Origin of the sequence: Marinobacter sp. MDS2, assembly GCF_030718085.1 — a bacterium.
Taxonomy (GTDB): Bacteria; Pseudomonadota; Gammaproteobacteria; order Pseudomonadales; family Oleiphilaceae; genus Marinobacter.
The window spans coordinates 214,188-232,863 of sequence record NZ_JAVAJF010000001.1 but is presented as its reverse complement, the minus strand read 5'-3'; the positions used below and the strand labels follow the sequence as shown (position 1 = coordinate 232,863).

The window sequence follows — 18,676 nt, the reverse complement described above, 5'->3', positions numbered from 1 at the left end:
CGGGCGTCCAAACAACGCACAACAAGGAGACTGAAGGCCTGAGTTTCAGATCTCGTGTGAGACGTTAACCTCACTGTGGATTAATAATAAGGCGTAAAGGGGCGTAAGGGGATCGTCCTAAAGGCGTAGTGGGTAGGCTTAATGTGAGAAAAGTGTGATGCAAGTCACACTTTAGGATGACTGGTCGAGTAGTCCGAGTTCTCGTGCTTTGGCCAGCGCTTCTGTTCTGCGGCCCACGCCCAGCTTGCTATAAAGGTTCCGAATATGGGCTTTTACGGTGGCAGGTGCTACCGACATCGTCATCGCAATGTCTTTGTTGGCCAACCCCTGATTGATGAGCTGAAGAACTTCTTGTTCCCGAAGGCTGAGGGGCTCTACTAATGGCGAGGGTTGCTCGGAATCAGAAGGGCCAGTCGCACGCTGAGTTACGGGCTCTTGCGTCAGCGGGTTGAGGGTGGCGTTTTGATCTTTGAGCATGGTGAGCAGCTCGCGATTCCAGCGCCCGGGTGCTCTCAAGCGCGGTAATTCGAGCAGCAATCTTTTTAGTCTGTCGTTTTCTTCAGCGAACAACCGCATAAAGCCAGCGTTTTCAGCCTGATCGAGCGCCCGTTCGAGCATGGCGGATGCTTCTGCTGCTCGGCCCTCCTGCTGAAGGGCTTCTGCGTAAACCAAGAGGATTTCGACCAGATGGCGATTGTGGGCGTTGCGTTCGGCAATGGGAATCAGTGCTGAAAGCGTATCTTGTGCTTCGCGGCATCGCCCACCGGAAATAAGCGTGCGTGCCAACGAAATCTGATTTTGCTCACGGTTCAGCGGATTATTTGCCGGGTGCTGTATGGCCGGCTCAATACAGCGCATGGCTTTCGCCTGATCACCTGCGGCCAGATAGCAACGGGCTAGCAAGGCAGAAACCGCCGGCGGCTCGAAGACAATATGTTCCCGGCGTTTGTTACCCACGAACAGCGCATCTTCCAAACATTCAATGGCGGTTTCCAGGTTCCCTTTGCTGAAGGCTAAATGTCCACGAACGTATTGAATAACTACGTGCTGGCCTGGTTCGGTGCCGTTCTCGACATGCTCAAGTAGCGGCGAAAGATAACTGGCGGCCAGTTCCAGTTCGTTCCGTTCCCGGTAGATTTCCGTCAACGCGGAATTTTGCCAGCATGAAATCAGGCGGGGTTGGCTTGGATCGGAGTAATGCTCATCAACCCAGCTGCGTATTCGTGTGGTGGTGTCCAGCGCAAGATCGGTGTCACCGCGATGATACTGGATCCATGCCAAAAGGCCCCCGGAAGATAGTACCGTGCTGGGTTTGCGTTCCACCTGTCCAAACCGGATGGCCGCCTCCAACGCTTCTTGAGCGTCGTTAAGTTCACCCTTGCCGAAGTCATCTAGCCCTAGGCCGTAATAGGTGACAGATTTCAGTGGAATCTGGTTGTGGTCGATATCTTTCAGTGCCTGGCGAGTGAGATCCGACGCATTTTGCTCGTCATTCCGGCTGCGGGCCAGGTACGAGCGCATCAGCGACAACTCGGCGTGGATCGCCAGCGCACCTTCAGCATTCGGGTGGGAATCTGCGACCTGTCGGTCCAGTAGGTTTTCTACTTCGCCCAGAATCGGCTCGAGTTTTTCAACCCGGTTGGCAAAATAGAGCCCCCACACCTGCAGCATCATCAGTTGCGGGCTTTCCTGAACCCGATCCTCAGGCAAGAGCTTCAGCCATTCCAGTACGGGCAAATGAAAGCCGCCGTGAATCAGGTTGTTGCCGTGTTCAGCCAATACCTGGGCCAAACGTTCGGTGTCCTGACTGCTGACAATCTGGCCTATCGCTTCTTGTACGTGACCGTGGCTGAGTAGCCAGTTTACGGTGCGCCGCTGCAGGGTTTCAGCCCTCTCGTGATTGATGATGCGGGCGCGTGCCGCCAAGGCTTCGCGGAATAAATCGTGGTAACGAAACCAGCCGTTGCGGTTATCCAGAGGAATGATAAACAGATTCTGGGCCAGTAAAGACTCAAGCATCTCCTCGCTGTCTGCCCGTTCCCGGATGAAATTACAGAGCGAAGCACACAGTCTCGGACAACAGGATGTGTCGAGCAGGAAATCCGTGAGTGGATCGGGCAGCTGGTCAAGCACTTCGGACAAGACATAATCACTGATCAGTTTGCCTTCCAGAGCAATCGGTGCGGTCAGGGTGCTTTGGCTCTGCGATGCTTGTCCTGCTTTGCCCGACAGTGCCGAGAGCTGCATAGCCGCTACCCAGCCTTCCGTGCGTTGGGCAATGGATAGGACCTCTTCTTCCGTAAGGTCCATGGCCATGGTGTCACGAAAAAACGAAAGGCATTCGTCTTCAGAAAATGCGAGCAAGCCCGGGTAGAGGTCCTGGACTTGCCTGCGAACACGCCAGCGAGCCAGCGGCAAGGGAGGTTCGGTACGAGATGCGATGGTGATCAGAATGCCGGGGGGGAGGTAATCGATAAACCATGCAAGCTGACGATGGATATCGTCATCCGAAATAACGTGGTAGTCGTCTAACACCAAAGACCATGGCACGCCTTCCGTTGACAGTGTGTTGATCAAGCAGGTGATCGCGGCCGTCAGATCGTCACCGGACTCTTGAGAGAGCTGTTTTTTGGCGTCTTCCAGCCCCATTAACCCCGAGTGTTCAAAAGCTCCAATCAGGTACTGCCAGAACTGGCGGGGTTGGTCGTCATGGGTGTCCAGCGACAACCAGGCTGTTCGAGCGGTATTTTGAGCGCACCACTGGCTAGCCAGAGTCGATTTGCCGAAGCCTGCGGGCGCAACAATCAGGTTCAAGCGTTTGCCTTCTGAGGCATCCAACATTACGTCTAGCCGTTCTCTGCGAACCGCGCGACGATCGGGGGAAGGTCTCAGGAACTTGGTGTTTAGCAACATGGTTCAGCACAATCAAAATAGCTTCGATAAGCGATTGTGTGCTTTGTCACGCTCAAGTCAAGAGTAAAGCGAATGCAACTTGCTGGCGGGGCTGTGAAAGCAGGGAATTAAGCTACACTGAAGATGAGTGTCTATGTATATCCAAAAAGAATGAAAATTCTCATTTTTATGCGTATTATTTGGTGAAAGGTCTTATCTGGGAGCGACGGATTTAATGAAATTACAACAGCTGCGCTATATCTGGGAAGTTGCACACCACGATTTGAATGTGTCCGCGACTGCCCAGAGCCTCTTTACCTCTCAGCCCGGTATATCCAAACAGATCCGGCTGCTGGAAGACGAGTTGGGGCTGGAAGTCTTTGCTCGAAGTGGCAAGCACTTAACGCGCATTACGCCGGGCGGAGAAATCATCATCCGTGAGGCCGGGGAGATTCTGCGACGCGCGGAAGGCATTAAAAAAATTGCCCAGGAGTTCAGCAACCAGCGCAAAGGTGATCTGAGTATTGCGACCACCCACACGCAGGCACGCTACGCCTTGCCGCCGGTTATTCAAGGATTCATTGAAGAATACCCGGATGTGTCTCTGCACATGCATCAAGGTACTCCGATGCAGATCTCGGAAATGGCGGCGAACGGCGCTGTTGATTTCGCTATCGCTACTGAAGGCATGGAGCTGTTTAACGATCTGTTGATGATGCCGTGCTATCGCTGGAACCGGTGCGTGGTGGTGCCGAAGGATCATCCTTTGGCACAAGGGCAAGACCTGACTCTGGAAGAGCTCGCGGAATACCAGTTGGTGACCTATGTATTCGGCTTTACCGGGCGCTCGAAACTGGATGAGGCGTTTCAGTCGAAGGGGCTGACACCGAAGGTTGTGTTCACAGCCGCTGATGCCGACGTGATCAAAACCTACGTAAGGCTTGGCTTGGGGGTTGGGATCATTGCCAGCATGGCTTACGATCCGAAAGTGGATACCGACCTGGTGGCGTTGGATGGCAGCAAACTGTTCCGCCCGTCTATCACGCGCCTTGGCTTCCGCAAAGGAACCTTCTTGCGTGGTTATATGTACGATTTCATGAACCGGTTTGCACCGCATCTAACCAAAGAGATGGTTGATCGCGTTGTTGCGCACCAGGGCAGTCGCACCGAAATTGCAGCTCTGTTTGAAGATATAGAATTGCCCACGTACTAATCGTGCACGAAACAAAAAAGCCCGCCGGTGTCGTCAACACGGGCGGGCTTTTTTGTGATTCGCGATTAGCCGGATTTTCCGATCAGGTTCCCTGCGTGCAGCCCGCATTCTTTATGAGTGGCTTCTTCCCACCACCAGCGGCCCTCGCGTTCATGCTGGCCCGGCAGTACCGGACGGGTGCAGGGCTGGCAACCGATACTGATAAAGCCTTTTTCGTGGAGCGCGTTGTAAGGGGCTTCCGACATCCGGATGTAGTCCCATACTTCCTTGGAGCTCCAGTTCGCCAACGGGTTGAACTTCACCAGTGGCCTGTCATCGGTCGAAAACGCGCCATCAATCTGTACCACGGGGACATCGTTGCGTGTTCCGGGGCTCTGGTCGCGACGCTGTCCGGTGATCCAAGCATCCACGGTGGCCAGTTTTTTACGCAGCGGTGCCACTTTGCGAATACCACAGCATTCGGAATGGCCGTCTTCGTAGAAGCTGAACATGCCTTTCTTGCCGACAAGATTCTGAACGGCTTCGGCCTCCGGGAAGAGCACTTCAATCTCGATTCCGTAATGCTGTCGAACCTTTTCGATAAACTCGTACGTCTCGGGATGCAGCCGACCGGTGTCCAGTGTGAAGACCTTGAGGTTGTCCGTCAGTTTGTGGGCCATTTCGATCAGCACTACGTCTTCAGCACCACTAAAAGAAATGGCGATGTTGTCGTAACGTGCCAAGGCGGCTTTCAGAATCGCTCGGGGGCTTTGGCCGTCCAGTTCCGTGCGGAGGGAATCGATATCAGTCATGTTTCTCCAGCATTGCTAGTACAGAATTCCTCAAGGCTACAACAAACAACTCATAACCTGAAGGAATGACAATCTATATGTTTATGCGTTGTCGGCAGGAAAGCTGGCCCGATACCCGATGCATTTGCGCCCCTTTTTTCATATGATACCCGCATGAAAGGTGAGCATCGGTTGTGCTCGCTCAACCATTATTCAATCAGGAGACCGTCGTGGAACTCGCATGTCTTGACCTTGAGGGCGTATTGATCCCGGAAATCTGGATCGCATTTGCAGAAAAAACCGGTATTGAAGAGCTCAAGGCCACCACCCGGGATATTCCTGATTACGATGTGCTGATGAAGCAGCGCCTACGTATTCTGGACGAGCACGGCTATGGTTTGCCGGCCATTCAGGAAGTCATCGGAACGCTGGACCCGCTGCCGGGCGCCCGCGAATTTTTGGATTGGTTGCGTGAGCGTTTCCAAGTGGTGATTCTGTCAGACACCTTCTACGAATTCGCCATGCCGCTGATGAAGAAGCTGGGCTACCCGGCACTGCTGTGCCACAAGCTGGAAGTGGCCGATAACGGCCAGATTACCAACTACCTGCTGCGCCAGCGTGATCCCAAGCGCCAGTCCGTGCGTGCTTTCCAATTGCTGAACTACCGCGTGATTGCAGCCGGTGATTCGTACAACGACACCACCATGCTGGGGCAGGCTGAGGCCGGTATTCTGTTCCACGCACCGCAGAACGTGATCGAAGAATTCCCGCAGTACCCTGCGGTGCATGAATTCGAAGATTTGAAGAAAGAGTTTTTGAAGGCAAGCGCTGTTCACAGTGCTTAATCGCTTAAACGGCTGACCTGTGCCACCAAAAGGTGGTGCAGGTCAGAGTTTCAAATTCTCCAGGAACTTCATCAGGGGCTGAACTTTCGTCAGTGTTTCCTGATACTCCGCTTCCGGTTCCGAATCCGCAACGATTCCACCGCCTCCCCAGCACCGAATGGTGCCATGTTCTAGGCCTTCTTCATCCGTATGTTCGTTCTCGCAGAGTAGGGTGCGAATAGCGATGTTGCTGTCGAGCTTGCCATCTAATCCGTAATAAAACACCGAACCACAGTAGGGTCCGCGCCAATGGGGTTCAAGTTCCCGAATGATTTCCATCGCACGAATTTTTGGCGCACCGGTAATGGAGCCGCCGGGGAAGGCATCGAACAGTGCCTGCAACGGTGACACGCCGTCTTTTAGCTCAGCTCTGATATGGCTGACCAAGTGGTGCACGTTTTCGTAGCTTTCCAGCGCAAATAGTTCGTCAACTTTTACGGAACCGGGTTTTGCGTTGACGCTGAGATCGTTCCGGAGCAAATCGACAATCATCAGGTTTTCAGCGCGGTCTTTTTCGGAGGCTAGCAGTTCCTGGGCTAAAGCAGCATCTTGTTCGGGTGTGGTTCCGCGGGGGCGGGTACCCTTTATTGGGCTGGTTTTTACGGTGCGATCTGTGATTTCCAGAAAACGCTCGGGAGAAATAGACAGCACGGAACGGGTCGGAGTTTTCAGGAATGCGCTGTAAGGCGTGGGATTGGCTTCAGCTAATTTCTGAAAAGCAAACCATGGGTTTCCGCTATAACGTGCTGTGAATTCTTGAGAGAGGTTCGCTTGGTAGCAATCTCCGGCGGTGATGTAACGGAGGACTTTCGATGCGCTCGTTTTGAAATCCGAAGCTATTTGCGTAGCTGTAAAACCCGACGGTATTTTCCAGCTTTCGAGTCGGTTAGGAGTTTCGTTGTCTAGCCAGGAATTGATAAGAGTCCGAGTTTTGCTCGGACACTCGGGGTGGAGCCATAAATGATAGGTGTCTGATTCGACATTATGGCTGGCCGCCCACAAATAAAGGCCAGCGTATAAAAGCGGTGTCGATGCCATTTGGTTTTCTCCGGCAAGGCGTTTTTCTCTTGCGTATCCGAATTCATAACTGAGCAAGCCTATCCAGCCGCCTGTCAGAATATTTCTTACGTCGCTATCGGGCAGACTGAACTGGCGAGCCAGACTTTCCATCTTTGAGGCCAGCGAATCTGTTTCTAGAAGATCGGTATTAGGTTCGACGCATACCCTTTCCACTGCGCAGCCTGTGAACCCTCTCAACGAACCGTGGTTGTGGCCTGAACCTGTACTTCCTAAATAGGCGAAATCTTCTAGCTCGGCCGCCCAAGCAAGTAAGCGTTCGTATTTTTTACGGTCAATCTGGGTGGAGGCGGGAAGCGGCAAATTAGCTCCAGTTAATTAGAAGAATGATACTTAGGCCACAAAACCGGCATTGTCGGTTCAGGAAGGCCGCTGGTCTAATAAAAAGGGGAAGAAAGCCAAAGCGGCATTCTAACTTAATTTGGACCGCCGCTCCTCCTGCAAATAACGCGTAAGGATTCTAATAATGATAAGAGATATTAAAAGTCTGTTTTGGATAATGCTGACGGTTGTTTTTGTAACAGTGCCGGTGACCTTCGCCCAAGCTGAGGAAGAGTTGCCAATACCTGATCGCAATGCATTGTCAGACGGGAAATTGACCGAAGAAGAGATCAAGCAATACGCAACGCTTGCTGCGGTACACGTTCAAAAGCTGACAACAGTCGCGCGAGAAGAAGTCGGCGCGGAGCTAGAGCAAAGCGGCATAGTTATCCCGTCAGCGTGGATGATGATGAATGACGGTGAAGTGAAAAGGGTCAAACTCGGGGAAACCGGAGACAAGGCTTCAGCAACGATTAAGGTGTTGATGTATCGGGCGGCGCTGAAGTCGCTGGCACGCCACGGCAAAATTTTAGGAACGGCAATCGTCTACGCGGGCAATCTGGACGGCGAGGATGATATCCGCGTTTTGGCGGTGGAGCATGAACATCGTCTTGGAATTTCGGGGTTGCAGATTGTTCCATACCGCTTCCAGCAAGGTGAGCTGAGTTTTGGTGATGCCCAATCGCAGAAAAAACCTTATGAACTGTTTTACGACGGTGCTACAGAAAGTTGAGATGTTTTGGGGAAATGTGGGGCAGGCGCCTTTTGTAAGTTTTCGTAGCTTTGATGTGGGGAAGTGTGAGTACAGTCACGGAATCGGACTGTAAAACAATCTTAAATGAACTCGTGGGGTCATCGATCTCGCATCAAAAAATACAAACTCAGATAAAAACAATGATGAGTTTTAAGGAGAAGAATATGAAAGGCCTGAAAAAAATTGCTCTGGTAACGGCTATTGCTGCGGTTCCTTTTGCTGCCAATGCTGAATTGCAAGCGATGAACGACATGGCGATGGGTAACGTTACCGGTCAAGCCGGTGTGACCATCGAGCTGGAAACCCAGGTAAGCATCGGTCAGTTCAAGTACACCGACACGAATGGCGGTGGCGCCAATGAAATCGGTGGTGGTTCCTTCACCGTGAACAACATCGATCTTGGCGGTGCTGGGCTTATCACTGGTGCAGCTCCAATTTTTGACACCGATGGTGATGGCACGCCTGATCTTGCAGCGACTCAGTTGCTTGACGATCTGTCAATCGACATCGACATTGCGGCAGATGGCGACGCGGTAATCTCCGTTCACACCATCAGCGGCCTGCCGATTGATTTCGGTTTGACTGCAGACAGCATGATGCTGGAAGGCACTGACAGCACAACCTTGGTTTCCGGCCTGAAAGCTTGGGGTATGTTGGCTAAGCTGGATATCCGTGTTGACACTGAAGACGCGGCGACCAACCTGGGTGGTACTGGTGACGGTTCTCTGAACATCGACACTGCTTTCACCGTGAACAGCATGGAATTTGACGTTCCGTTCCTGGCTTTGGGTATCAAAGGCATGTCCATCACGGGTGCGGGCAATAACTTCGACTACAACGGTGATGGCACTGTCGAGGCGCCCAACGTTGAGCTTGGCCTAGACCCAAATGATCCAGCACAGGCGAAGATGTTGGGCGTTGCCACCAAGTTCGCTCAAGTTAACTTGGATGTATATAAAGGCAATGGTTTTGGCGCCTCTACCGCGACCGACGCCCTTCGCATCGACATCAACGACATCGTTATGGATGTTAACGTAGGTCAAGTGCTGATCGGCGGAACCAATATCGGTACCGTTGCTCTGGACAACCTGCATGTGCAAAACACCCGTTTGGCAGTATACGGTCACTAATCTGACCTGATCGCTTAATTGGTGAAGAAACGCCCCGCCTTGCGGGGCGTTTTTTTATACCTGAAATAAAAGCATGAAAACAAAACGGCAACCCGAGAGTTGCCGCTTTTAACATGTAGTGCTGTCGCTAAATCATCAGCGATCCGGCACCGCAATCGATAAATCAAATCCACCACCTGGTCGAGGCGTCAAAGTAACAGGCCCTTCGTTAATTCCGTGCGGCACCTGTATCTGGTTTAACCCCGGCGGGTTGCCAATGCTGAAATTCAAATTCTTCCCGTCAAACCCAAGCCCCAGCTGATCGTTCATAAACGTTTGTGTGAAAGGCTCGTCCGGTATCTCGGGTTGCTGGCCAAAAATCAAAGGTAGCGTTCTTGGCGTAAAATCCGCCGGTGGTTGTGCGCTCGCTAGTTCGTCGATGGGGAGGAGAAGTGCCTTACGCACAAACTCTTCTTCCGCATCCGTCAACGCATCTTTTCGGCCGTCTTCAATATAACGCTGTAACGCTTCCCGATAAGCTTCTTCTTCCGCTTCGGTGATCACCGGTTCTCCCGGCGAGATGGTCAGGGCGCGGATAATTTTTTGGCGGTCAGCTTCGGATTTTTGCTGATTTCTGGGCACGACGATGACGGCGGAATCTTCGACGTAGGTGTCTACCATCTCATCAGAGCTCATGGTTTGTACGCCGGCCCAAGCGGGGCTGGCCAAAGTTGCTGCAATGGCTGCTGCAAGCAGTGATGGGCGAGTCATATGTCGTGCCTCATACGTTTCCGTGTCTGTTCAGAGCCGCCACTGAAAATGCTTGGTTCAGCCAGCCCGCTCCCTTATCGGAGTATTCTGGTTGTCAGACACTTTTTCAATCAGAAAGTGCCAGAGGTGTGATCAGAACCCACCGTTAAGCAGTATAGTTGTGTTTGAAGGGCCGAACTGTGGTTTGATGGGCGCCGAATAGGTTGGGTATTAACGGAATTTAGAGCTTGGAGGGCAGGTTGAGGCAAGGTGTGTTAACTCGATGGCGAGACTGGATAAACCGGCGAATTCCCCGTACCGACAGTCAGGTTTTCAGCCAGAAGAATATCTTCATTCTGCCTTCCGGCGCCGGGGTGGTGTTTGGCATCCTGTTGCTGATTATGCTGATCACCGGTATTAACTACCAAAACAGCCTCATCTATCTGATGACCTTCGTTCTGGGAACCGTCTTTATCGGTGCCATGCACCAGACTCACCGCAACTTGTCGGGCCTCACCCTTTCGGTCACGCGAACGGGTGAGGGTACTGCGGGCGATGATATCCCGTTCTATCTGAGGCTGACGGCGGGCAAAGACCAGGCTGTGGCGATTCAGCTAATGGTAGACGACTCGTTGCTTGAGCAGATTCATATTCCCGCCGGCTCCACAAAAGACGTGATTTTGCCCGTGCCCTCTGCCCATCGAGGGTATGTGCGCCCCGAGCGAATTCGTATTGAAACCCGTTTCCCATTTGGCTTGCTAAAGGCATGGTCGTGGCTGCGCCCATCGTCTGCGGCTCTGGCGTATCCACGCCCTTTGGTTGCACCTGAAGCGGGAAGTCAGGTGGAGGACGGTGTTGAGGCCGCGGCCATAACACCTGTGGTCGGGCAGGACCATGCGGATTTGCGGCCGTTCCGGGAGGGGGATCTCAGCCAGAGAGTGATGTGGAAGCGTTACGCCCGGTCCGGCCAAATGGTGGTGGCGGATTGGCAGGGCGAGCAGGGCAGCCCCCACTGGTTAGATTTCAATGCGTTTCCGGGTGCGGATGCGGAGCTTCGGTTAAGTTATTTGGCCTGGCTCGTGGCGGATCGGGTGAAGCAAGGGGCGCGGTTTGGGCTGAACCTTCCGGGTGAAATCATAGAGCCAGACTCCGGCTCCGCCCATGGCGAACGGTGTCTGCGTGCTCTTGCGGCCTGGGGGGAGATGCCGCCGAGAGATCAGGATGCTTTGTCCTATGGCACACGTAAATCATTGGATGCTGGTTATGCGGGGGCGGTGAAATGAACGTGCTACGCCGTTTCAAGCTTAATCAGGGAAACGCGGGCGATCACGCGGAGCAAGCCATTCCCGGTGGAGCGTTACTTTGGCTGATTGGCGCATTTGCTCTGTTACTGGCCCCCCAGTGGGATCGTTTGCCTTGGTGGCTGGTAGGTGCGTGTGCTGTGTTAGCCGTGTGGCGGTGGATGGCCCAGCAAGGCAGGTTCAGGTTACCCGGGCGGTGGCTGAAGACCGGCGTTATGTTGGTGCTGGTTGCGATTTACGTCGCTACGGTGCAGGGGCGCTTTACAGTTGATACCGCCGCTTCTTTTTTTGTTCTGGCGGTGGGTTTGAAGTGGCTTGAAACCCGCACGGCTCGTGATTTCTATGTTCTTTTTTTTATTCTCGTGTATCTGGCGGCGGTTAATTTTCTGTTTCAGCAAAGCATTGTTTGGGCGCTTATTACCTTTGCTGCCATAGGATGTTTATTGGTGGGGCTACAAATTCTGAATGCCCCGGCCTTGCCGGGCAATTTCCGCGCGGGTTGGAAGCGGTTAGGCTTATTGTTACTCAAAACCCTGCCAATTGTGGTGCTGCTCTTCGTGTTTTTCCCGCGAATGGCGCCGTTGTGGAGTGTGCCGTTGGTGTCGGGGCAGGCCCGCAGTGGTATTTCGGACACCATGCGCCCCGGTGATATTTCCAATCTGGCTCAAAGTAGTGAACGGGCTTTTCGGGTGACGTTTGGTGGTGAAAATCCGGCTTATCGGGATCGTTATTGGCGAGGGTTGATACTCGATTATCTGGATGGCGAAACCTGGCGGCAGCGGGATGAGGCGCCGTTTCGGAGGTTGGGGCGCGTTGCTACAGATGGGGGAGCCGGCCCTCTCGCAGAGAACGAATACGATGTTTTAATGGAACCAACAGACCAGCGCTGGGCATTCACCCTGGAGAATTCGGTGGCTGCGTCGAACAATGTATTTGCCGCCGGCGAGGATCTGTTTCGCTTTGAACGGCCCGCCGACAGCCCTATTCGTTACCGAATGGCATTGTCAGCGACAGCGTCGTCACCTGTGCTGGCGTTGGATGGCGTCGAACGAAACCGATACCTGCAATTGCCACGCAGTGGCAATCCGAAAACCCGTGCGCTAGCAGAACAAATGGCGGCTGATCTGAAACCTGCCGAGTTGGTGAATGCGCTTATGCGCAGATTCCGTGAGCAGGCGTATTACTACACGCTTCGCCCACCGACGATGCCGAAGGACGGGGTAGATGCCTTGTTGTTTGATAATAAGCGCGGATTTTGTGCCCATTACGCTGGGGCTTCAACGTTCTTATTCAGGGCCGCGGGTATTCCGGCTCGAATCGTTGTCGGTTATCAGGGTGGTGATCCGGGGGCTGGGGGCGAGTATTTAATTGTTCGCCAATACGATGCTCATGCTTGGGTGGAAGTCTGGCTGGAAGGCCGGGGTTGGGTGAGAGTTGATCCCACGGCGGCCATCGCGCCGAGCCGAATCGAGTCCGGTCTCAGAGATGCAGTAGAGGAAGAGGGTTCGTTTCTTGAAAATGACTTCACATCGCTTCAGCGTTATCAGGATTTTGCTGCACTCCAGTGGCTCGGGCTTCAGTTGGACCGCATCAACTATCAGTGGCAGCGTTGGGTGGTCGGTTATCAAGGCCAGAGCCAGTTAGATCTTATGTCCCGCTTGCCGGGTGGAATGGGCCTGAAAGAACTGGGTTATATCACCGCCGGAATAGTCGGTTTCGCATTACTGATTGCCGGTGTCGTTTCAGGCTTGAGTTTAAGAGCCGGGGAGCGCCGCGACGGTTTTGGCAGAGTCTTGGAAAACTGGCGGCGAGTCTGTCAGCAGGCAGGCGTGCCCGTACGTAGTGGTGAAACCCCGATGGTTCAGGCGGAACGATTGGCCCAGGCACGGCCCGCAGTGGCTGAATCCGCAAGGACTTTTGCCCGGGCGGTGAACAGCCATTACTATAGGCAAGCGCTGTCCTCGCATCGCGGCGAAGAGTTGCAGCGGCTCCAACGATTATTAAAAGCCATCAAACGCCAGCTTCGACATGATGGCCAACGAAGTTCCACAGGCTCGGTTAAATGACGGATATAGCACAGGAAATGCCTTGGCTTGCCAGCCATTGGCAAAGCATTCAACAGCGCTTGACTCAGAAGCGGCTGCCGCACGCGTTGTTGGTGGGTGGTGAGCGAGGTGTCGGCAAACAGGCCTGGGCAAAAGCCGTTGGTGCGCTTCTTCTGTGTGACGCTCCAAGCGGGCTGGAAAACGGAACACCTTTGGCTTGCGGGATATGTAAGCAGTGTGAACTGATGGCTGCTGGCACCCATCCCGATTTACGCGTCTACGCGCCCGAAAAGTCGCGGATGATCAAAGTTGATCAGATTCGCGCTCTGACCTCCTTCGCGGTGTCTTCGGCTCAGGTGGCCCAGCATAAGGTCGCCATCATAGACCGGGCGGATCAGTTAAATATCAATGCGGCGAACGCGTTGCTGAAAACCCTGGAAGAACCCCAGCCAGATGTAACCCTTTTGCTGTTACAGGAGAGTGGGCGGCCAATCTTGCCTACGATTCGGTCACGCTGTCAGGCCCTTGCGTTACCTTTACCTACCGCTGAGCAAGCGAGCCAGTGGCTTGCCACCAAAGTGGCGAGTCTGGATGAGGATAGTCGGCCATCGGATCGGGATCTGGCGCGTAGCTTGTTGCTTTCCGGCAATGCGCCTCGATTGGCGCTTGAATACGCAACCGGAGAATTCTTGTCGCTGCGGGATGCCGCTTTTGACGCGTTCCGCCAGTTTATGAAGGGGCAGGTTGGGGTAGGTGAAGCCGCCAGAAAATTCAAAGCACTGGGCGTGGATGATGCGCTTTGGCTGTTCGAAAGCTGGGCAGCCGATCTTGCGCGGTGCTGCGCTGGCGGGGAAGTGTCTGATCCTGAAACAGCCGATATGTTCGGATATCTTGCCCGAAGCAATCCGGCTTGGCGTGCTCATGAGTTGTTGGATAAAGTGAAAGAGAGCCGAAGCGCTGCGGTGTATAACGCCAGCCCGGAACTGGAAGCCAGTCAGCTGCTGATTGCGTGGCGAGCGCTGATGCCAGTGCGCCGCAAGGCAAGTTGAGCTTTGTTTAAGATCAGCTGCTATGATTGTGAAATGTCGGGAAATTCTTGGCGAAAAATAGCATAAAATAGCGTCACGAAACTTTAAGCATTTAAAGGTGTTTGATATGGGCCCCGGATTCGGAGCACGCAGCGGTATTCTCACCCTGACCATTAAAGATAAAGCGGTACTTTATGCCGCGTACATGCCGTACATCCGTCAGGGTGGGTTGTTTATACCCACTCAAAAGCAATATCAGCTGGGCGACGAGGTGTTTCTGTTGCTGAACCTGATGGACGAGCCAGAGAAAATCCCTGTTGCGGGCAAAGTGGTTTGGATTACACCCAAAGGAGCGCAGGGTAACCGGGCTGCTGGCATTGGCGTTCAATTTAACGGTGATGATGAAACGGCTCGCACCAAAATTGAATCTTATCTGGCGGGCTCCCTGAGCTCGGACCGCCCCACGCACACGATGTAGGATTCTTTCTGAATGAACGATGCCGTGTTAGCAGGCAGCAGGCTCGCAAATCCGGCCGGTTGCCGGGAGGCGCACTGGCCCCTGCAGAATATAGAGTTGGCGGGACTTGCTTGGCCCGCTAAATCTCCCGCGAATACTCATCCTCCGGTGCTCATGGTGCACGGCTGGCTGGACAACGCCATGACGTTCGCCCGTTTGGCCCCTGAGCTTTCTGAATTCACGACCGTTTACGGCATCGATATGGCTGGCCACGGGCATTCTAGCCATCGTCCGCCCGGTTATGGTTATTGGCTGACTGACTATGTCGCCGATCTTTGTGAACTGATCGATGTGCACTTTTCCAAAGGCGGCGAACAACCGCTGGATTTGGTGGGGCACTCATTGGGCGGAATTGTGTGCGCGCTCTACGCCGCGGCTTTTCCGGAGCGGGTTAAGCGGCTGGTCATGATAGACAGTATCGGTGCACTAAGCCGTCCGGCAAAAGAGACAATTCCGCAGCTTCGCCGGGCCTTGCAGAAAAAACGAAGTGGTTCTGCGCCGTCAGCTGTTTATCCGTCTATCGAGACGGCTGCAAAGATCCGGGAAGGCGGTCTTAGCCCGTTAAGCCCCGAAGCGGCCGCCACCTTGGTCCCTCGTAATATGCGGGAGCATCCAGACGGGTTCGTCTGGAGAACTGATGCTCGCCTCAGGCACCCGACCGCACTTATGATGACAGAAGAGCAAGTGCACGCGTCTTTGTCGGTGCTGACAGTTCCGACCTTATTCGTTCGGGCGGAAGGCGGTTTGCTGGCGGACCGTAAGGGAATTGATGCCCGACTAAAGCTGATTCCCGACTTAACCATTGCGGATGTGCCGGGTGGGCACCATTGCCACCTCGACGGTGATACCGTTCCAGTAGCTTCCGCTATAAAAGGGTTCCTTTTTGATGCTTGATTCCGCGCGATTTCGTTTTCTGCAAAGTCTTATGCTTGTCGCCCTGACAGGGCTTTCGCTTAGCGCTGTTGCGGAGTCTTTGCGAACAGCACCGGAAGCCTTCCCTCAGTCCCGGCTTCAGCTAACCAAATCCATCGAATCTTCTGGTCATCTGGTGTTGTTCAGCCCGATCCGGGAGGTGCGCAATGAAATCCGTTCCAAGGTCCTGGCCCGCCTGCCTGTGCGTGGCGAAGGCCAGCTGTATGAGATTAACCGCGATGCCAGTCGCCAGGAAGCCCGGAATCACTATTTAAAACGCATGCAGGCGCGCGGCGCACAGATCCTTTTCGAGTGCTCCGGCATTAACTGCGGGCGCAGCAACGTTTGGGCAAATCAGGTTTTTGAGCAGCCTAAGTTATTAGGTCGGGATACCGATCAGGATTACTTCGTGGTTGCTGCGTTGGATGACCAGGGGCGGCAATGGTTAACCTCGGTGTATACCGTTACCCGAGGCAACTTGCGTGAATACGTTTGGGTGGAACACTTGAACGTCACCCAAGGAGCGGTGATTCCCGGATCCGAAGCCGGAAATGGGCGAATGCAAGGTCCTCTCATTGTGCCCTGGCAGGGCGGTATCTCATACCGGTTTGAATTTACGGCCAGTGACAGGCGGAAGCTGTTGGCCTGGAGTAAAAAAGAAGATTCTGACGTGGTGCTTGTGGCCTTTTCCGAGCTGAGCGACGATGAAGCCTTCGAGGCCGCAGTTGAACGATCGGATCAGGCTGCGCAGTCCTTTGCTGATCTGCTCAATAAGATCGGCGTTTCCCGCAGTCAAATACGAATTTTGCCGGTCGGGCCTGCCGTTCACCAGGTCGCACCTAACCGTCAAGGCAATAGACTTGAAGTCGTCGTCATCAAGAGGCCGTAACTATGGCAGATAAGGGCAATCCCGAAGCGAGCGGCAGTTCTGCTCCGGAGCAACCGGTGCAGGATGGTGTCAGTGCTGTGGTCGAAAGTTCGGATGTGTCGTCTGCCTCGGCTACCGTCAGACAAACCGGTAACGGAAAAACCGTCGCCCTGACCCTTGGCAGTGGCGGCGCCCGAGGGTACGCCCATATTGGTGCAATTGAAGTGCTGCATGAGCGTGGCTACAAGATTATTGCGGTGTCGGGTTGTTCAATGGGCGCGTTGGTTGGCGGTATGTATGCCGCTGGTAAACTGCAGGAATACAAAGATTGGGTGACCGGTCTGGGGCAGTTTGACGTGCTCAAGCTGCTTGATGTTACGTTTACCTCTATCGGTGCCATTCGCGGTGAAAAAGTTTTTTCGGTGGTGCGTGAGATTCTTGGCGATACTCGCATTGAAGAACTGCCGATGTCCTATACCGCCGTCGCGACCGACCTTCTGGCCCACAAAGAGATCTGGTTCCAGGAAGGTCCTTTGGATCAGGCTATTCGGGCTTCCATCGCCATCCCGAGCGTGGTCACGCCCTTGGTGCTAAACGGCCGGGTTTTGGTGGATGGTGCGCTTCTTAACCCGCTTCCGATTATTCCCACGATATCAGCCCATGCCGATCTTGTGATGGCGGTCAACCTGAGTGGTGAGGACGACCAGCATCGCCGCATTCCCGACGCGGCCTTCTCGTCTGACAACGATGAAGGCCGTGACATCGAAGAGTGGGTAGGCGCGGTTCGTGATAAAGCCTCACGCTGGTTTGATTGGGACACGCTCAAGTCGCTGACCACCCGAGGCCCAAGTAGCGATGAATCGCCAGAGGATAAGATAAGCCGCGAGATTGCCAAGAAGACCGCTGAGGACAACAAAAAGAGCGAGCTGAAGGCAAAATTGGAAGAGCGAAGCCAGAACAAGGCAAAGCAAAAAGAGGAACACCCCACCATTGATTGGGACAAGCTTGGTATTGGTAAATTTGATGTGATGAACCTGACCATCGAAACCATGCAAAGCGCCTTGGTGCAGTACAAAATCGCGGGTTATCCGCCTGATTTGCTGGTAAACATTCCCAAAAATGCGAGCCGAAGCTACGACTACCACAAAGCGCCTGAGCTTATCCGACTGGGGCGCGAGCGTATGACAGCCGCTCTGGATCGGTTTGAAGAAAGTCGAAGCAGCTCGGGCCCACTGGCGCTTTAACCCCCACGAAGGCTGCAGTTGCGCGCTGAATCTGCGTATAATGCGGCGCTAAAATGCTTGAGCAGGAACGTTTATTTGTGACTAGTCCCGTTGATGATCTGCATACCATCCGTGATCTATTGCGGTATGCCGCCTCACGCTTCGCCGCATCGCCACTTTATTTTGGTCATGGTACCGACAATGTTTGGGACGAGGCGGTCCAGTTGGTGCTGCGCAGTGTTCATCTGCCATTGGAAAACAACAACATTTTTCTGGATGCACGGCTTACCCGCTCGGAACGAGATCTGATTCTTGCTCGCATTGATCGCCGTATCAGTGAACGTGTGCCTATCGCCTATCTGTTAGGCGAAGGCTGGTTTATGGGGATGCCGTTCAATGTTGATGAACGGGTCTTGGTGCCACGGTCGCCCTTGGGTGAATTGCTCGAAAACGGATTGCAGCCTTGGTTGGGTGATGCTTACGTTCAGCGTGTGCTGGACTTATGCACGGGTAGCGGTTGCATCGGAATTGGCGCTGCGACCGTATTCGATGAAGCCGAGGTGACGCTGTCGGATATTTCTGAAGACGCGCTGGCTGTGGCTGAATCGAACATCGAACTGCACGGTCTTCAGGGGCGTGTGCACACGGTTCGTTCGGATGTGTTTGACAGCATTGAAGGCCGGTACGATGTGATTCTGAGTAACCCGCCTTATGTCGATGCGGAAGATATGGCAGATATGCCTGAAGAGTACCGGCATGAGCCGGAGCTGGGCCTCGCTGCCGGAGACGACGGGCTGGACATTGCACATCGAATCATCGCAAAGGCTTCTGAGCATCTGACGGAAGACGGCTTGCTGATCGTTGAAGTGGGGAACTCCTGGGGAGCCATGGATGACGCCTATCCGGATCTGCCGTTGACCTGGCTTGAGTTTGAGAGCGGTGGCGATGGTGTGTTCTTGGTCACCGCCCGAGACCTTCGTGAATGGCAGGCTAAAAAGTCTTAACCCTGTTT

Annotated in this window: 16 protein-coding genes; 12 read left to right on the top strand and 4 right to left on the bottom strand. The window is 53.9% G+C overall.

The genetic code is table 11. The annotated features are described in order from the left end of the window. Positions 1-171 precede the first annotated feature (171 nt). Complete coding sequence (locus Q9245_RS01090) at positions 172-2,913, bottom strand: LuxR C-terminal-related transcriptional regulator (RefSeq protein WP_305895430.1); 2,742 nt, start codon at positions 2,911-2,913, stop codon at positions 172-174. A gap of 214 nt (positions 2,914-3,127) precedes the next feature. On the opposite strand from Q9245_RS01090, the gene cysB reads away from it, so the two are divergent. After that, entirely contained in the window at positions 3,128-4,105 is a 978-nt protein-coding gene (gene cysB / locus Q9245_RS01085; RefSeq protein ID WP_305895429.1) for an HTH-type transcriptional regulator CysB, read from the top strand. 65 nt (positions 4,106-4,170) lie between these two features. Here the strand turns inward: cysB and Q9245_RS01080 are convergent, their stop codons facing one another. Then, on the bottom strand, positions 4,171-4,896 hold the full coding sequence (locus tag Q9245_RS01080) for a phosphoadenylyl-sulfate reductase (RefSeq protein WP_305895428.1): 726 nt from the start codon (positions 4,894-4,896) through the stop codon (positions 4,171-4,173). Positions 4,897-5,105: 209 nt separating this feature from the next. Between Q9245_RS01080 and thrH the strand changes: the two genes are divergently transcribed. Continuing rightward, entirely contained in the window at positions 5,106-5,720 is a 615-nt protein-coding gene (gene thrH / locus Q9245_RS01075) for a bifunctional phosphoserine phosphatase/homoserine phosphotransferase ThrH (RefSeq protein ID WP_305895427.1), read from the top strand. 42 nt (positions 5,721-5,762) lie between these two features. Here thrH and pabB read toward each other — a convergent pair whose 3' ends face one another. Beyond that, entirely contained in the window at positions 5,763-7,139 is a 1,377-nt protein-coding gene (gene pabB, locus Q9245_RS01070) for an aminodeoxychorismate synthase component I (RefSeq protein WP_305895426.1), read from the bottom strand. A gap of 163 nt (positions 7,140-7,302) precedes the next feature. On the opposite strand from pabB, the gene Q9245_RS01065 reads away from it, so the two are divergent. Further along, on the top strand, positions 7,303-7,890 hold the full coding sequence (locus Q9245_RS01065; RefSeq protein ID WP_305895425.1) for a hypothetical protein: 588 nt from the start codon (positions 7,303-7,305) through the stop codon (positions 7,888-7,890). A gap of 185 nt (positions 7,891-8,075) precedes the next feature. Then, on the top strand, positions 8,076-9,041 hold the full coding sequence (locus tag Q9245_RS01060) for a DUF6160 family protein (protein ID WP_305895424.1): 966 nt from the start codon (positions 8,076-8,078) through the stop codon (positions 9,039-9,041). 135 nt (positions 9,042-9,176) lie between these two features. Here Q9245_RS01060 and Q9245_RS01055 read toward each other — a convergent pair whose 3' ends face one another. After that, on the bottom strand, positions 9,177-9,791 hold the full coding sequence (locus Q9245_RS01055) for a hypothetical protein (RefSeq protein WP_305895423.1): 615 nt from the start codon (positions 9,789-9,791) through the stop codon (positions 9,177-9,179). A 239-nt stretch (positions 9,792-10,030) separates the two neighbouring features. On the opposite strand from Q9245_RS01055, the gene Q9245_RS01050 reads away from it, so the two are divergent. From Q9245_RS01050 to prmB, 8 genes are all read left to right on the top strand, one after another. Next, on the top strand, positions 10,031-11,053 hold the full coding sequence (locus Q9245_RS01050) for a DUF58 domain-containing protein (RefSeq protein WP_371824800.1): 1,023 nt from the start codon (positions 10,031-10,033) through the stop codon (positions 11,051-11,053). Further along, on the top strand, positions 11,050-13,137 hold the full coding sequence (locus tag Q9245_RS01045; protein WP_305895421.1) for a DUF3488 and transglutaminase-like domain-containing protein: 2,088 nt from the start codon (positions 11,050-11,052) through the stop codon (positions 13,135-13,137). The genes Q9245_RS01050 and Q9245_RS01045 overlap by 4 nt, the downstream gene beginning before the upstream one ends. After that, a complete protein-coding gene (holB, locus tag Q9245_RS01040; protein WP_305895420.1) occupies positions 13,134-14,165 on the top strand; it encodes a DNA polymerase III subunit delta' in 1,032 nt (343 codons plus the stop codon). The genes Q9245_RS01045 and holB overlap by 4 nt, the downstream gene beginning before the upstream one ends. 106 nt (positions 14,166-14,271) lie before the next feature. After that, entirely contained in the window at positions 14,272-14,622 is a 351-nt protein-coding gene (locus Q9245_RS01035) for a PilZ domain-containing protein (RefSeq protein WP_114333655.1), read from the top strand. Between the two features lie 12 nt (positions 14,623-14,634). Further along, positions 14,635-15,555, top strand: coding sequence for an alpha/beta fold hydrolase (locus Q9245_RS01030; protein WP_305895419.1), 921 nt, complete (start codon positions 14,635-14,637; stop codon positions 15,553-15,555). After that, positions 15,548-16,462 carry a DUF4892 domain-containing protein gene (locus Q9245_RS01025; protein WP_305895418.1) on the top strand — a complete coding sequence of 305 codons (915 nt, stop codon included), beginning with the start codon at positions 15,548-15,550 and terminating at the stop codon, positions 16,460-16,462. Before Q9245_RS01030 ends, Q9245_RS01025 begins: the two co-directional genes overlap by 8 nt. Positions 16,463-16,464: 2 nt before the next feature. Beyond that, complete coding sequence (locus tag Q9245_RS01020) at positions 16,465-17,685, top strand: patatin-like phospholipase family protein (RefSeq protein ID WP_305895417.1); 1,221 nt, start codon at positions 16,465-16,467, stop codon at positions 17,683-17,685. 77 nt (positions 17,686-17,762) lie between these two features. Beyond that, positions 17,763-18,668 (top strand): 50S ribosomal protein L3 N(5)-glutamine methyltransferase, encoded by a 906-nt coding sequence (gene prmB, locus Q9245_RS01015; protein ID WP_305895416.1) that lies wholly within the window; start codon positions 17,763-17,765, stop codon positions 18,666-18,668. Positions 18,669-18,676: the final 8 nt, after the last annotated feature.